Below are 16570 nucleotides of genomic sequence, written 5' to 3'. Positions count from 1 at the left end.
TGGCTTTTTAACTCTTATCTCATTTTATGTACTTCAGCAACTAGCTTTCCACCCTGAATGCCCATATAAAGCTTCACAGGTGCATCATTCGTATTTTCAAATACTAAATCTAAATATGGATATGCAATTGTAGCATCTCTTCCTTGTGGAACATAACCTACCGTTTTAGAATGTGTAGTTCTCTCCACCATTTTCAGGCCAGCTTGATCTGCTGCATTGTATAAAGTTGAAGATGTTTGACAAACACCACCGCCATATCCATCTACTAATTTACCATCAACTATTTCTTTCCCTAATTGATATCCTTTATCTGGTGTCGTATCACCGATTAATGAATTAAAAGAGAAACGATCTCCTTTTGCTAACACAACTCCATTTATGCTCGCTGCTGACAAACGAATATTCTCAATACGGCCACCTGTTGAACCACCTAAGTTCGTTTCATATCTACCAATTACCGTACCATTTCCTTGCGCATCACTTAATGTTGCGACTGGTTTTTTCTCCACAATCGGCAACTGATACGTAGCATCCCACATACCAACGTTTAACAATTTATCTACTAATTCTTTTTCCATTAATTCATAAGAAGGTTTTCCTTCTTGCCAACTTCCATCAGGTGCTATACGTGAAGGAACCATTTTTTTGTCGACGCTTTTTCCAACCTCACCAACAACCTTTGTTACAGACTTTTTAAATTTTGCTTCATCTTCAAAATAGCCTAAACCAGATAAATCTAATTTTTTCACTTCAGTACCAGTTCGACCATCAACTAAACTAATAGTATCTTGCACTTCTGCTTTAGCCTCTACAGTGTGCCCACCAATATCACTTACCAATGCAACATCACTTACTTTTGCACCACAGCCACTCACTACAGCTACACATAACACCCCAACTAATATACCCTTTACTTTACGGAACAATATACTCTCTCCCTTTCCCCAACATCACTATTATGTATTTATTTCATTTTTATGTATGTTTTGTTACAATCATTTTACAATATGTTTATAAAATGTTACAAGTTATTTTTCACTCTATATAAATTACTCTTTTCTTTTATAAATGTCTATACATATTTACATAAAAGTTTGAGTTTGATAGAATTGTAACTTTTATGTAAACTCTCTCTTTTATCCAGTATATACCATCAAGCAAAAGAAATACAAATCAAAAACCCTCAAGCTATTTTTTATAAAGTGAAACTTTAATCAGTGGGGTCTTACTGCCCGTTAATGCGGGATAAAGAAAAATCCCGTCAACATAAATAGGTATTTGCCGTGCCACCGCTCCGCTTTTGCACATACATTATGGTGAATTCAACCTATTTTAAAGAAATGGAGGATGTTATTATGTATCCCTACAATCCATATGATCCATATAATCAATATGCGTACCAACAACCACAGTATGACTTACAAGCACAATATCAATCTTATATAGATCAAGCAGAGCAAACGAATCCATATGACCAAAATAGACAATTCCAACTTCCAATCTCTTTTCCTGGCACTGGAAATCGTCAATTAGAAAGACGCGTAAATGAGCTTGAACAAAGAGTACGTCAACTAGAAAATACAGTTGAGCGCCATACACGTAGACTAAACCGCTTAAACCAACGTTTACGTACAGTAGAAAACAGACTAAACATTCCATTCGCAGCATTAGAAGACGGATTTTAATCGAGAAAATAAAAATTATATAAGGAAGGGGCTCCCCCTTCCTTATATAAATTGACGAAAGTTTTTTCCATCTCTATACTGATAAGAGTTAATGAAATGAAACAAGGTGATAAATATGGATTTTGAAATAAATTATCTTTCCTTTTATGTTGTACAAGTAGAAGGAAAAGGTGAAGCAGTTGATAAACGCTACAAACATTTTCAAACTTTAGACGCTGAAGAATATGAAGATAGCTCCTTAAAAGAATTTTTGAATGGTGAGTTATTAAAAATATCGAAGCGAAAAGTAGAACGTCATGCAAAAACAGAACAAGCCCCAACAAAAATTGGTCGCTTTATTGTAGAGGAAGGGCACGAACTTGATTCAAACCCTCATTACAACCTTTTTAATCGTATTCGCTTTGCAGAAACAAAGGACAACTTTAAAGATATGAGCGAACCTCTCGTTTATACATATCTTGACACAAGCGCTGTACGCGGTGGTGTATTTTTAATTGCTCAGGCAAAACTACGCAAATACTTTGATGATCCATTTGTATTCGTAATGAAATGCGACTTCGAACCAAAGGTTGCTTCTATTTCTGATGAATCAACACTGATTCGTAACGTTGAAATGGCCATCACAACAAAGAATATGAAATCTATCCAATACCCATACATGCCTGAAGAAGGTATGGTTGAAGTAGGCGAACTAAAAATACACCAAGCATCACATGCCCGCTACTTTGAAGACTTCTTAAAATTCGTCGAATATGAACGCTCTATGCCTGAAATTATGAAAACACAAGTAATGGACATGGTATACGACCAAATTGAAGATGTATTTGAAGAAGGTACGGAAGAACGCGAACAATTCGACCAAGCGATGGAAGTATGGGCTGCCAGTCCGAAACGCGAAATTATGGAACAATTTTCAACCGAAGAAGTAATGGAAGCAACTGCCCAAATCGTCGAGCATGCTCCTGAAGTGGAATTAAAACTAAAAGCAGATCATATCTCTGTGAAGGCTTTGCTTGCTGATTTCGGGGATCAAATACATATTGCAAAGGTAAATGATCGATACGTATTAATGATTGAGGCTGATACACTTACATTTGAGAAGGGCTTCTCTCCGATTGAGTTTCTGAAGCCAGATGAGCTGCAGGATGTGATTGAGCGGATTGAGAATAAGCAGCAGTATAGCTATAGTCCAGAAGGAATTGAATAGAACAACTGCAAAAGATCCTACCTCTATAAAAGAGGTAGGATCTTTCACATTAATCACGTATTTTCCTATTGCTATCATAAGACAACTTTCTAACGCTATATATTTGATTTAAGGAGGTAAATACATATGATCATTTACCATAGTCCTCATTCTTTAACTGAAATTAGCATGATTCCTATTGAAAAAATAAATCTATTGTATAATCCACACATTACAAAGTCTTATTCTAAAAAAATGAACAGTACTATTGAGTATCTTGATATATTTGATTTACTCTTACCAGTCGAAAAGCATCCTCTAAAAGATGAATACATTTTAGTTGGAAAATACGATTGTTACAATTTCATAACTAATAATCCACATATAAAACAAATCCCCTGTATTATTGAAGATTTTACAGAAAAACCTTCACAATACCTCAAAATACTTCGTAGACTTCATAACAAAGGCGATTCTAATAAAACCAATAGACAATTTATTTTAAATAAACTTGAGGAAAATCATTTCCCTCTATTACAAATTTTAAAGCAGACAGGTTTTACTAAAAATGATTTACGGGATTACAATTATAAAGTAACCGTTCCAAAAAACTACATAAACAGCCATACCACTGAAAAAACTATGAATTGGATTAGTGATTTAAAGTTAAAAAGTAATACTAAACAATTTTTATATAAATGCGCAGGTCTTCCAATAGGAAATCATAAAAGGTTAACTGAAGAGAAGAAAAAATTCCTACAACATTTCTTTGCACATGCAAAAGGATTTGAAAAATTAACTACTCCTCAACAGATTAACATTCTAACTAACGCCCTAAATTTCAAAGCAATAATGACTGCTCAATTACAGCAACAAATTAATCGCTATTTAATACGATGAATTTTAATTTATGTAGCTAGAAATAGAGGAGAATATCATTTAACCTCTACATTCTCCTCCATCTCAGCCAAATACCTAATCTGTCGTTCCGCTTTTCTCACTGCCGTACGAAAATGTTTTTTCAGGAGTTCTACTGTATTTTCACTTATATAATATCTTTCCGTTATACTTTCCCACATGTCACTACTTTCAAATGTACTCCATTCAAAAGGGCGTTCTGTATTTTTCTTTAGTTCTTTAAACACCCATTTTCGCATCTTTTTTTTCGCTTTTTCCGTTAGTTTCCCGTTCTTTACAAGTTCAAGTTCACCATGTCTTTTGTATCGCTTATTAATATCTCTCTCGCTATACACTTTAAGAAGTATATTTGCTGTATTTTCGGCATCTGCTAAAGCACGGTGCTGTTTCCCTTCCCACGTTAAAGCGAGCTGTTCTACCGCAAATTGTAAACTTGGCGTATGTTCAAACAATTCCTCATATGCTTGGAAAACAAATTTTTGCAAATCAATTCTACTTTCTTTTTCTATAATGGGGCATTCAACACCATGTAATGTACAATCATGAGATAGAAAGCGATAATCTTCTTTTCCCCATGAAACAAATATAGAATCTTCTCCGATGAACTGAATAAATTTCTCTATAATTTGAGGGAATTTTTCTACATCCATTAAATCTTTCTTCGTAATACCGGTTAATTTTGTTGTATGACGAGTTAATCGTGCACTTGGTTTTACTAACTCCGAAAATTCTTCAATTATCTTCATTGTACCTATTTCTATTTTTACAGCTCCGATATCAACTATTTCTGACGGATCTTCTGATTTATACGGTCTGAAATTCCTCTCAATATCAAACACAATGAAATGTGTAGCGTTTTTCAATTTATTTACCTCTTTCTAAATTCCTTTTCACACAAACACTTTATTTTCAGTATTTATTTATTCATGTACTTTATACAAAAATACTACGAATAAATAAATGAAAATTCAGTCTTGTTATGATATGTAAGTAGGAGGATATCTATAAAAATGCAAAAAAAAAGAAGGGCGAGCCCTTCTTTTTTCAAAAATTACTTCTTGTTTACGTTAGTAGCTTGAGGTCCACGGTTACCTTGTTCTACTTCGAAAGTAACTTCTTGACCTTCTTCTAAAGTTTTGAAGCCTTCGCCTTGGATAGCTGAGAAATGAACGAATACGTCTTCTCCGCCTTCAACTTCGATGAAACCGAAACCTTTTTCTGAGTTAAACCATTTTACTTTACCGTTTTGCATGAAAAAAATCCTCCTACAATGTACCTATATGTACATATTCATTTTCAACCACCTTACAATAATAAGCCAGATATTAAAAAACTGCAACCCCTGAGGAGATTTAACATTGCTATCCTCCTCGGAAGTTACAGCTCATTTAAATCTCTATATTATTAAAAGTAAAATGGTTTAAACATACTATATCATATCAATATAATAAAAGTAAAGTTTTTTCTTAAATTATTTTTTGTTCCCACTGCATTGCTTTTAATTCACCTGATCCAGCTACTACATAACCATCTTTTTGATTAACAATGCGCCATCCGTGCCCTTTAACTGAATCACATACTGTAACAATACCTTCGTCAAGAAGTACACGGCACACACTACTAATACCCGCCTTATTTTGTGTTGAAGTTGTATATAAGACATGTTGGTCTACACTTAAGTCTAAATAACTACTTGCTTTCTGCTCACTTTGACATGTATGCCAATATATTTTTTCACTCGCAATACTGTCATCTATTTTACAATAAGAAATATTCCCGCTAACTCCCTTGCACGATCCACTTGCCGCTACTAAATAAGAATTGTGTAAAGTCAACGCAGAAATCATTTGATTCATCGTAATTTTAATCCTCTTTAATTTACGTGTCTTCAAATCAAAGAGCCAAACACCACCATACTTAGCATGTATTTTCGTACCAATAAATAAGTAATGTTTATATAAAAATAATGATCGAATAGACGGCGCCGCACTGCCATACTCAAGAAACGGATGAATAGTCTCCCATGTCGAACCGAAATTATTAGAAAGATACAGCGTTTTTTCTCCATGAGCAACAACAGTTCCTTGTACATTGCTACATACATTCCAACTTGTTGCTTTTGTTGGAAAACGCTGAATTGTCCAGTTCTCTCCACCATTCATACTACGAATAAAAATCCCTTCGTCACCTACACCATAAACTACATTATCTTCGCTATGTAAATCCCTAATTCGTTTTTGAAAACCATTTAAAATTCGTTTCCATTCTCCGTCTTGTTCAACAAATAAGCCATTATATGTAGTAGCTAACAACAGTTTTCCATCTCTTAACTTTGTAATAGCAGTTGCACTTAACATCGTCTCCACGTTGACACTCCCATTCTTAGAACTTCTCAGCAAATGCAATTGCAAAATTACTGCATTTTTCAACATCCTCTTGATCTTCTGGAGCTAATTCAATTTTCAGCCCTTCTTGTACAAGCTCTGCACCTCGTTCTACAAGGCGTTCTTCAAATATCGTTACCGCTTCACAAAACAGTTCATACGCCGTATCACCTGATCCGAATACCGCTACCTTTTTCCCAGCTAAATCTATATTTTCTAAGTCCTCATGAAAATCTTCCGCTTCAAATGGTAATTCACCATCGCCCCACGTATAAGATCCTAAAATGATTCCATCATAAGCTAATAATTCTTCAGCATCCATGCCTTCCATCTCTTGCAATACTACTTCATGATCAAAAGCATCTAAACTAACTTTAATTAAATCAGCAATACTCTCTGTATTTCCTGACATACTTGCATAAGCTATTAAAATTTTTGCCACTTTGGCATCCCCCTCTAACAATAAATGATTCTCATTCTCATTATATTAATAATGAGAATCAATTTCAATTGATTTTTTTCTACTTTTATTTACATTTCACATTACTTATTTCAAATAAAGTGAAACTTTAATGAGCCCTCACCAATCAGGATTTTTCAGACAGCCCACAAATAGAGGAATAAAAAAAAGCACAGATGACTATACAATCATCTGTGCTTTTTTATTACTTTTTAAAAATACCAAAAGGCTTCCCTACTGGTAAAACAACTTTTCCGAAGTGTGTGTTTAACACTGCTGCTGCTGAACCATAGAAAGATAATAATGAAATAAGAAGTTCAGAATATGCTGCTAAATTATGCATTGCGTGCGGCATAACACCTAAAGTACTTAATGAAAGACCAATAAATAAGAAATCAATAAGGACGAAGATCATAAATAATACTTTATGTGTTTCCATTGCACCAATCGTCATAAAGATTGTGAAAATCAAATATCCGATAAAGGCTACACCAAGCTGTTTTGAATCTGCAGCTTGTGCTAATTTTTCGCCAAATACTCCAAGTTGAATTAACCAAGTCATTCCAACACCTAACCAAAATAGGCCGTACGCACCAAATGCTGTCGTACCGAATGTATTGTTATGCTTTGCATCGTGAATGCAAGCAAAGATTTGTGCAAATCCTCCTAAAAAGATTGCCCATGGTAATACAAGTGAAACGCCATCTGTTAAGCCTAACTTTTGAGATGATGCTACAAGTGTTACCATCGCTAATCCAAATAGACCAATTCCAGATGGATCCGCTGTTGTCATTTTCACATGATGTGTAGTAGTTTGATTGCTCATATAAACCTCCTGATTATAAACATACTCGAATACAATACTTAAATCAGAAGCCTATGTCAATGGTTTTTTTTGTATGTTGTCAGACGTTATATTTTATAATGATTAAATATATTTCCGACCACTTCATAAGGTTTTATATTCACTTTTTCCAACTCGTTTATCGGTAGCCATAACGGAATATAACTTCCTTTACCTTCCCGCTGAAATTCCTCAGCTGTTCCACTTCCGAACACTCCACCTGTAATATAGGCACCATAATAATATTCATTTCCTTTATATTTTACCTTTGCAATAAGGTGCTTCACTTTTATATGTAGCCCTAATTCTTCGTATACCTCTCTTTTCGTTGCCTCTTCAGGCGTTTCACCTTCCTCAATCCCTCCGCCAGGAAAAACATAATATATTTCCTCTTCTCGAATACGTTTTATAAGAGCGATTTTCCCTTCCTGTACAATAATAGCCGCCCCGCGATTTCTTATCATTTTATTTCCTCAATACGAATCGCGACTGTTCCCCACTCTTTTTCTTGTTCTTTCGTATATATTTTGTATGTACTTTCTAACATTTCCTCTAAACTATCATTTTCACAATCCAATAATTTTTTATCAATTTGTTCATACATAGATTTAAAGCTCTCGTATCGCTTTATTTCCGTTACTTTTACCGTCATCATTTCTGTTGTCGTAAGATTCGTAAATACGATTTCATCACCTTTGTTTATTAGTTGACGTTTTTTATCGTATAGGCGTACTTCATATACTTTTTTTCCTGATTGAATTGACTGAAACGGTTTATTATATAAACCCATTTCGTATCGCATACATCCCACTCCCTTTTGTTCATTTCACCTATTAATACAGTTCACATTACTACATCTTGCATATAATATTCCATACGTATCGCTTAATTGAGAAAGGAGGCTGAAGAAGCATGTTATATTTAAATCAAAAACCTGAATATAATAAATATGATATTGGTGATTATACTTATAGTAAAGTAGGGCCAACCATTTTTTCTTGGAACGATGAAACAAAATTAAAAATAGGTAAGTTTTGTTCATTAGCAGAAGAAGTCGTTTTCATACTTGGCGGTGAACATCGCGCAGACTGGATAACGACTTATCCATTTAATGCACTTTTTGATGAAGGAGCACATATTACTGGTCACCCTTCTTCAAAAGGTGATATCGTAGTCGGCAATGATGTATGGATTGGTTATCAATCCTGTATTTTATCTGGCGTTACAATTGGTAACGGGGCCATTATCGGCGCCAGGAGCGTTGTTACAAAAGACGTACCCCCGTATGCAATTGTAGCTGGTAATCCTGCAAAATTTGTTCGATATCGTTTCCCACAAGAAACGATTGACAAACTAGAGAATCTCGCATGGTGGGACTGGGACATTTCTGTTATAAAAGGAGCCATTCCATTACTACTCTCCGACAAAATCGACGAATTTTTCACCTCGCCCGAAAATGAATCTATATGATTAAAACAAAAAGAGCATCCAATTATTTTTCAGGATGCTCTTTCTGTTTTTATTTTTTATGTCCATGCAAATGATTACACGGAGAACATTGAAATGGAATCTTATCTAAGCAATTAAAGTTTGTTTCGCAAATTTGTTCAATCGTTGGAACAAATGGAATGACAACTATGTTACTTTCTACTATTTGTGTAACAGGTGGCAATACTGTGCCTACTTGATGTTCAAAACGAATACTCGCTTGATTTATATAATTTCCTGAACCATTTGGCGCGCTCTGTACTGCTACTTGGAACGAAACTGTCCTTGCTTCACCAGGATTTAAACTTCCGATAAGAAACCCTACTGCCGGGCTTACATTCGGCACTGGCGTATTATCAACCGTTACACTTCCAGGAACAAATCGAACACTACTATCTAACATATCTTGAAAACGAATATTTTGCATTACAGTATCACCCGTATTTGTGATGACTGTCGTAAACGTAATGACATCTCCAATTGTTGCTACCTGTAAATCTGCCGTTTTTACGACTGTCGTTGAGACATTTTGAGGAATAAACGGGATAACAACTGTATTACTATCACCTTCAACTACTACTGGCGGCTCATTCGGATTTACAGTTGCAAGCCCATTCGCTGTAGCAGTATTTGTAACTAAATTATTTACTTGCCCTCCTATTATTACAACTTGGAAATTAATAATTGCTGCATCATTTGGCTGAAAATCACCTAACGGAATACCAGTATTCGGATTAGCAAATGGAAGAGGTACATCATTTACCGTTACCGTACCATTTATAAATAGCGTATTCGGATCAATGATATCTGTTAACACAATATTGGTCACAGGAACTGTACTATCATTTATAACAGCGATTCCGTAAGTGACAACATCCCCTATCATTGCTACTTCAAAGTTTGCTCCTTTTGCAACAAATAAGATTGCAGTATTTACCGTCACTATAACTGTATTGCTTGTATCCATCACTGTAACTGGCGGCTCCCCTGGTACTAAAATATATTCTGCTAACGCCCCAGCAACATTCACTACTGTACCACCATCCGGAAAACTTGTAATCGTAGCTTCATATGTTACAAGTGCCGTCTCACCAACTGGTATATCAGGTATCGTAAATCCAATCTGCGGATTTAACCCCGGTTGCGGAATCCCATTTATCGTTACACTATTTGGAACGAAATCAGCTTCCTGAGATAGCACATCGATAAATTGAACATTCATTGCATCAGCAGTACCAGTATTTAATATACGAACAGTATACGTTACCGTTTCTCCTACACCAACAACTGAATGGTCTACTTCTTTTAGCATATCTAAGCTGCCTCTATTTACCGGCGTAACCGTCGTATTACTTGAATTTGTAATTGTAGACGGAGGTTCTCCTGGAATCAATTCGAAATCACCCGTTACTCTTGCTGTATTCATAATGCTACTAGAAGGCGGAACTGCGATTACATTTACTTCAAATGTAATTAATACACTATCCCCTACTGCAAGATCAGGCAATGCAAAGCCTACAAATGGATCTAAACCTACTTGCGGAATCCCATTTATTTGTACACTTCCAGGAACGAATTCTAAACTAGGTGATGGAACATCGATAAACTGAACATTCGTTGCTGTTACCGTTCCCGTATTTGTAACTTGCACACTATACGTTAACGTATCTCCTAATCGTGTCGCTTCTTTATTTACAGATTTTATAACGCTGAATCGTCCTCTATTCACTCTAGTTATCGTCGTATTACTCGGCTCTGTTACTACAACTGGTGGTTCTCCTGGCACTAAAGTAAAGCTTCCTGTTATATTTGCAACGTTCGTAATTGTTCCTGATGACGGGATGTTTGTAACTGTCGCTTGAAACGTCACTATAACTGTTTCACCAACTGGGATATCTCCAACTCCAAATCCAGTAATCGGATTTAAGTTTGGTTGCGGGGCTCCATTTATCGTTACACTATTTGGTACAAATGACGCTCCTGCTGAAATGGTATCAACAAACTGAACAGCATTAGCTGTTACTGTTCCTGTATTTGTTATTTGAACCGTATACGTTAATATATCTCCAACGAGAGTAGCAACCCTATTTACTTGTTTAATAACATTAAATTGCCCTCTATTTACAGTTGTAAGTGTTGTATTGCTCGGCTCTGTTACTATAACTGGTGGTTCTCCTGGTACTAATACAAAACTTCCAGTTACATTTGCCGTATTGGCAATTGTTCCGTTTGATGGCGCACTAACAACGGTTACTTGGAAGATGACTTCTACACTTTCACCTGGATTTATATCTGGAAGCGGGAATCCGTTATTCGGATTGAATCCAGGTTGTAACACACCATCTATCGTTACACTGTTCGGCACGAATGCTATAGAGGAAGGTAATACATCACTATATTGAACATTCGTTGCTGGCACTGTTCCTGTATTTTGAACTACTGTTGTATATGTGATTGTATCGCCTACTGCAACAACCGGCTGACTCACTGATTTTAAAACATTCAAACCAGGCTCATTGATTTCTGTTAATGTCGTATTACTTGTCGTTGTTTCCGTAATAGGCGGTTCTGTTTCACTTACAGCAAATGTAGCTGTAACGTCTACAAAATTAACAATCGTTCCACCTTCTGGTATGCTTGTAACCACTTCCTGATATGTGACAAGTACAAAATCATCGACAGGTATATCTGGAACTGTAAAACCAATGAAAGGATCTAATCCTGGTGCTGGTACCCCGTTTATGCTCACACTTCCTGGTACAAATGCTACACCCGCGGAAGTAGTATCGATAAATTGAACATTCGTCGCTGGCACTGTTCCGAAATTAAAAATCAATACATCATACGTTAATATTTCTCCTACCGTCGCTACTTCTTTATCTACTAGTTTCAATGGAAAAATAAACGCTATATTAATTGTCGTAACGACTAAATTTGTTAATATCGTTTCCGTAATCGGTGGTTCCTGCGGATTTGGTTGTGAAGTAAATGTAACATCTGCATCATTTAATATGACTTCATTATCTGGAATTTCTGTAATCGTCACTTGGAATGTGACCTCAATACTTCCACCAGCGATTAATAATGGAGTAACTGTAAATCCTATTTCTGGATTTAAACCAAGTTGCTGCACTCCACCTATCGTTACACTATTGTCAACAAACGTCGTTCCTTCTGGTATGACATCTTGGAAGAACACATCTGTAACAGGGATAATTCCTACGTTTGAAATGAGCACAGTATACGTTAATACATCCCCAACGGCCCCAGTTGCAACATCAACTGTTTTTGTTGCAGTTACTTCACCAGGAGGAGGTAACGGTATTGTAACTACCGTTGTATTACTTGAATTCGTTGTTGTTACAGGTGGCTGTAAAGGATTTAATAAGAAAGTGGCTGTAGCAGATGCTGTATTTAATACTGCTCCACGTGTAGACGGTGCAACTACCGTAACTTGGAACGTTACTGTCAATGATGTTCCAGCTGCAATATTAGGAAGCGGGAAACCAACATTTGGGTCAAATCCAGGTTGTGGCGTTCCATTTATCGTTACACTATTTGCTACAAAAGTTGTTTCTAAAGCAATTGGATCAAGGAAAGAGACATTCGTTGCTGTTACTGTACCGTTATTTCGAATGACAACAGAATACGTGTAAGTTTCTCCAAGTGCTGCTTGTTGTACAGATGAAGATTTTTGTATATTTAACTGTGCTGTGTTTACTTGCGTCACTACAAAATTACTATTTGTAACAGTCGTTATTGGAGGGTTTGCTGGATTTATAAGAAAACTTGCAGTAACGTTCGATTGGTTTCTTATATTTCCACCGCTCGGAACACTCGTCACTGTAACTTGAAACGTAATCGTAGCCGTTTGCCCGACCGGAATATTTGGTACCGGGAAACCTAGCATAGGATCCGCGCCTTGCTGTACGACTCCATTTATCGTCACACTATTTGCTACAAAGGCAGTACCAGACGGAATTGGATCTTGAAAAACAATATTCGTTGCAGGAACAGTTCCTGTATTTTGAATAAGAATCGTATACGTTAACGTATCTCCTACACCGGCTTGTGGTGTATTTACACTCTTCATTACATTAAGTGATCCTACATTCACTCGCGTCACAACAATATTACTAATCGTTACAATTGTAATTGGTGGCTGGAGAGGACTTACTTGGAAATCAGCAGTGACATTCGCATTATTCGGAAGAACTCTATTTGGTGGTACACTCGTGATTGTCACTTGAAAAGTGACCGTCACCATACCTCCTACTGGAATATTAGCAAGTGGAAATCCAGTTGTCGGGTTTAAACCTGGTTGAGGTGTCCCGTTTATTGTTACACTATTCGCTACAAAAGTGGTTCCAACTGGAATCGGATCAAGGAATGATACATTTGTCGCTGTCACCGTTCCACTATTTTGTATACGAACTGTATACGTTAACGTATCTCCTACACCGGCTTCAGTAGCACTTACACTTTTCATTACATTTAACCCTGAAGAATTCACGATCGTCATAACAGTATTACTTGGTACTGTTACAGTAATCGGCGGCTCTGTTGGATTTACAAGGAAATCTCCAGTTACATTCGCATTATTTACAACATTATTTCCTTGGGGAATTTCATCAATTAATACTTCAAATGTAACAATAACACTGGCGCCAGTAGGCAAATTATTTAATGGGAATCCAAGTTCTGGATCTGCCCCTTCTTGTAAAACACCATTCACAACTACACTATTTTCAATAAATAATGTCCCTTGGGGAATTGAATCTTGGAAAAATACATTCGTAGCTGGTACACTACCTGCATTTATGACTTCTATTGTATATACTAAAATATCCCCTACTGTTGCAACATCCGTATTGACTGCTTTCACAACTTCAAAGTTTCCTGATTGTACTGTCGTATTCACAACATTACTCGGTACATTGATTGTTACTGGTGGTTCATTCGGATTCACTTGAAAGCTTGCTGTTACATTTGCTTGATTTAAAATATCTTCATTTTCTGGATTCTGTACAATTACTACGTCAAATGTGACTACAACCGTTTGAGCCGCAGGAATATTCGGAAGAGAGAATCCTGTATTCGGATTTAGTCCACTTTGCTGTACTCCATTAATTGTTACAGAATTTGCAACAAATGAAACAGCAGAAGAAATAGGGTCTTGGAAAAATACATTTGTTAACGGAACATTCCCTGTATTTTGGACGGCAATTGTGTACGTTAAAGTATCCCCTACCGCCGCTTGCGTTGTATTTACTTCTTTTATTACATTTAAACCGCCTGTATTAACTTGTGTCACAACTGTATTCGTTTGTCTATTAATTGTTATCGGTGGCTGATTCGGAATAACGACGAAATTAGCAGATACATTTCCGCGATTCGCAATCGTACCTCCCGATGGTGTAGATGTTACTCGTACTTGAAATGTAACAGTCCTACTTCCGCCAGGAGATATATTAGCTACTGTAAACCCAGTCGCTGGATTTACCCCAGGTTGTGAAACCCCATCCACAGTCACACTATTTGCGATAAATGTCGTTCCAATTGGGATCGGATCTTGAAAAATAACGTTCGTTGCAAGTACATTTCCTGTATTTTGAATTGTTACCGTGTACGTAAGAACGTCGTTAACCGTTGCAAAAGCTTTATCCACTGTTTTTCTCGTTGTTATATCAGCTATATTAATTGTCGTAACTACAGTATTACTTGTCGCTTGCCCTGAAACTGGTTGTTGACCAGGCACTGGAGTAAAGTTAAATGTTACACTCGCACGGTTTGGAATTGGATTGACAAGAGGGTTCGATGTTACTCGAACTTGAAAGCGCACTACAGTCGTTTGCGATGCATTAATACTTCCAAGATTAATACTACTTGCTGGATTCGCTCCTGGACGCGCTACCCCATTTACCGTAACGCTATTTGCGACAAATGTTGTTCCAGCAGGGATACTATCAACAAAAATAACATTGTTCGCAGTGACGTTTCCATTATTTGTGACATTAACTGTGTACGTTAATACATCATTAAGTGTTGCCGTCTGTAAATCTACAGATTTTTGCATACTAATAGTTGCTTGGTTCACTGTCGTTTGTACTGTGTTTGAAGAAGACGTACTTGTAATAGGAGGACTACCAACGAAGGGACGGAATTGATATGACACCATTGCACGATTTAAAATAGGATTGGGATTCGGGAATGATGTTATTCGAACTTGAAATGTAACAATTCTTTGCGTGTTATTTGGGATTGTACCTAAATTAATTCCATTAGCAGGGTTTGCATTCGGCTGTGTTACTCCCCCTACCGTAACACTACCTGCAACAAACGTCGTTCCGTTCGGAATACTATCACGTAATACAACGTTTTCTGCACTTCCTGTTCCTGTATTTGGGACCGTAATTGTATAAGTGAGAGTATCCCCTACCCCCGCGACTGTTCTATTAACTGATTTAACAGGATTAATAATTGGACCTGTTGCATCAATTTGAACACCAAAACCAGCTGCTGCGTATCCATCTCCATTTGTAACAAATCGAACCGTTGCTGATGTTTGACTGTTTACTAAAGATGAGGAGGCATCTACATTCGTAATATCCCACCCTTGTCTTCGGACGGCCAAAGCTACCCCTAACGGCTGATTCAAATCTCCAAACGTGCCGCTCGTATCTAAATTTCCACTATCATTACAAATTTGTGACTGAAAGAAATTATTCGCAGGATTTCTCGGTCCGAATAATGCAACTGTAGCATTTGCATTCGGCCCAAAGCGAAGTTGATCTCCAACAATGTTAGAATCACCTTCTTGAGCAGTTACGAGCACTCTTCCTGTAACAGCTCCTGTTGCCGGCGTAGCAAAACCTGAAATTGTAGCATCAACTGGCGGGGATGAAGCATCGATAATTTCTTGACCTGCATATACTGACAAATTTCGAAGTGGTAAACTTGCATTTTGATACACAACCTCAAGCGTCCATCCAGCTGAACGACTGATTGTCGGGTCGGCTGAAGTTCTTGCAGCTGGCACAGCACCCGTTGTATATGTGCCTGCTCCACCTGCACTAACAAGATTTGTTACATTGGCAGAGCGAGCATAATAAAACTGATTTCCTACTGAACCTTGCTGCGCGGTAGCAGGATCTGGCGTAACAGAAAACGTCCCTGCTGGCGTTGTAAATGTAATGTTATCATTTAAAAATGGTAACACATCTTCCGTATCAGTCCGGAAAGTACCAGCCCAAACTAATTCTGCATATAATACACTGCTTCCCGCTGGAAGATTTAAAATTGCACTTGAAGAATTCAATTGCCATTCATCTGTTGTCCCTGCTGGGAACCCTGGTACTTGCAATGCTGTATTTACTGTCGTAAACACAGCAAGTGTACCAAAAATATTACCTGGTGCAGGTGATGTAGGGCTAAGTCCCAGCGTATTCCCAGTAAACGTGACGGCACCAGGTACTGTTGTCGTAAACCTATTTATAAAAGGCACACAATCATCTCATTTCAATTATAGTAAAAAGTGCTCTATACTATAAAATGTAGACAAACTATACAATGTACGTTGTCCAACAAAATTCCGCACATATGAGA

Annotated in this window: 13 protein-coding genes; 4 read left to right on the top strand and 9 right to left on the bottom strand. The window is 37.0% G+C overall.

Going from position 1 to position 16570, the window contains the following annotated elements:
* Positions 1-14 precede the first annotated feature (14 nt).
* Positions 15-926 (bottom strand): VanW family protein, encoded by a 912-nt coding sequence (locus tag H6481_RS15910; RefSeq protein WP_000488980.1) that lies wholly within the window; start codon positions 924-926, stop codon positions 15-17.
* A gap of 429 nt (positions 927-1355) precedes the next feature.
* Here H6481_RS15910 and H6481_RS15905 point away from each other — a divergent pair, with 429 nt between their 5' ends.
* From H6481_RS15905 to H6481_RS15895, 3 genes are all read left to right on the top strand, one after another.
* A complete protein-coding gene (locus tag H6481_RS15905; protein WP_000283711.1) occupies positions 1356-1685 on the top strand; it encodes a hypothetical protein in 330 nt (109 codons plus the stop codon).
* Positions 1686-1800: 115 nt separating this feature from the next.
* Complete coding sequence (locus tag H6481_RS15900) at positions 1801-2892, top strand: DUF3900 domain-containing protein (RefSeq protein WP_000345036.1); 1092 nt, start codon at positions 1801-1803, stop codon at positions 2890-2892.
* Between the two features lie 126 nt (positions 2893-3018).
* The gene (locus H6481_RS15895; protein WP_000587909.1) at positions 3019-3771 is read left to right on the top strand and encodes a hypothetical protein; all 753 of its coding nucleotides are present in this window, start codon (positions 3019-3021) and stop codon (positions 3769-3771) included.
* A 35-nt stretch (positions 3772-3806) separates the two neighbouring features.
* Here the strand turns inward: H6481_RS15895 and H6481_RS15890 are convergent, their stop codons facing one another.
* The 7 genes from H6481_RS15890 to H6481_RS15860 all read right to left on the bottom strand — a co-directional run bounded on the left by H6481_RS15890 (position 3807) and on the right by H6481_RS15860 (position 8279).
* On the bottom strand, positions 3807-4652 hold the full coding sequence (locus H6481_RS15890; RefSeq protein ID WP_182812288.1) for an exonuclease: 846 nt from the start codon (positions 4650-4652) through the stop codon (positions 3807-3809).
* A 188-nt stretch (positions 4653-4840) separates the two neighbouring features.
* A complete protein-coding gene (gene cspB, locus H6481_RS15885) occupies positions 4841-5041 on the bottom strand; it encodes a cold shock-like protein CspB (RefSeq protein ID WP_001179150.1) in 201 nt (66 codons plus the stop codon).
* Between the two features lie 214 nt (positions 5042-5255).
* Entirely contained in the window at positions 5256-6155 is a 900-nt protein-coding gene (locus tag H6481_RS15880; RefSeq protein WP_000449497.1) for a hypothetical protein, read from the bottom strand.
* Between the two features lie 16 nt (positions 6156-6171).
* Entirely contained in the window at positions 6172-6615 is a 444-nt protein-coding gene (locus H6481_RS15875) for a flavodoxin (protein WP_001062759.1), read from the bottom strand.
* 223 nt (positions 6616-6838) lie between these two features.
* A complete protein-coding gene (locus H6481_RS15870; RefSeq protein WP_000070938.1) occupies positions 6839-7459 on the bottom strand; it encodes a GPR1/FUN34/YaaH family transporter in 621 nt (206 codons plus the stop codon).
* An 86-nt stretch (positions 7460-7545) separates the two neighbouring features.
* Complete coding sequence (locus H6481_RS15865) at positions 7546-7941, bottom strand: NUDIX domain-containing protein (RefSeq protein ID WP_000620821.1); 396 nt, start codon at positions 7939-7941, stop codon at positions 7546-7548.
* Positions 7938-8279 (bottom strand): ASCH domain-containing protein, encoded by a 342-nt coding sequence (locus tag H6481_RS15860; protein WP_001268365.1) that lies wholly within the window; start codon positions 8277-8279, stop codon positions 7938-7940. Before H6481_RS15860 ends, H6481_RS15865 begins: the two co-directional genes overlap by 4 nt.
* Positions 8280-8389: 110 nt before the next feature.
* Here H6481_RS15860 and H6481_RS15855 point away from each other — a divergent pair, with 110 nt between their 5' ends.
* Positions 8390-8947 carry a CatB-related O-acetyltransferase gene (locus tag H6481_RS15855; protein WP_000966308.1) on the top strand — a complete coding sequence of 186 codons (558 nt, stop codon included), beginning with the start codon at positions 8390-8392 and terminating at the stop codon, positions 8945-8947.
* Between the two features lie 49 nt (positions 8948-8996).
* Here the strand turns inward: H6481_RS15855 and H6481_RS15850 are convergent, their stop codons facing one another.
* Positions 8997-16469: a DUF11 domain-containing protein gene (locus H6481_RS15850; protein WP_182812285.1), complete on the bottom strand. Its 7473-nt coding sequence runs from the start codon at positions 16467-16469 to the stop codon at positions 8997-8999.
* Positions 16470-16570: the final 101 nt, after the last annotated feature.

This window comes from Bacillus sp. ME78 (genome assembly GCF_903970865.1).
Classification (GTDB): Bacteria; Bacillota; Bacilli; order Bacillales; family Bacillaceae_G; genus Bacillus_A; species Bacillus_A cereus.
Note: the sequence above shows the minus strand (reverse complement) of the source record. Positions and strands in the feature narration are given on the sequence as shown.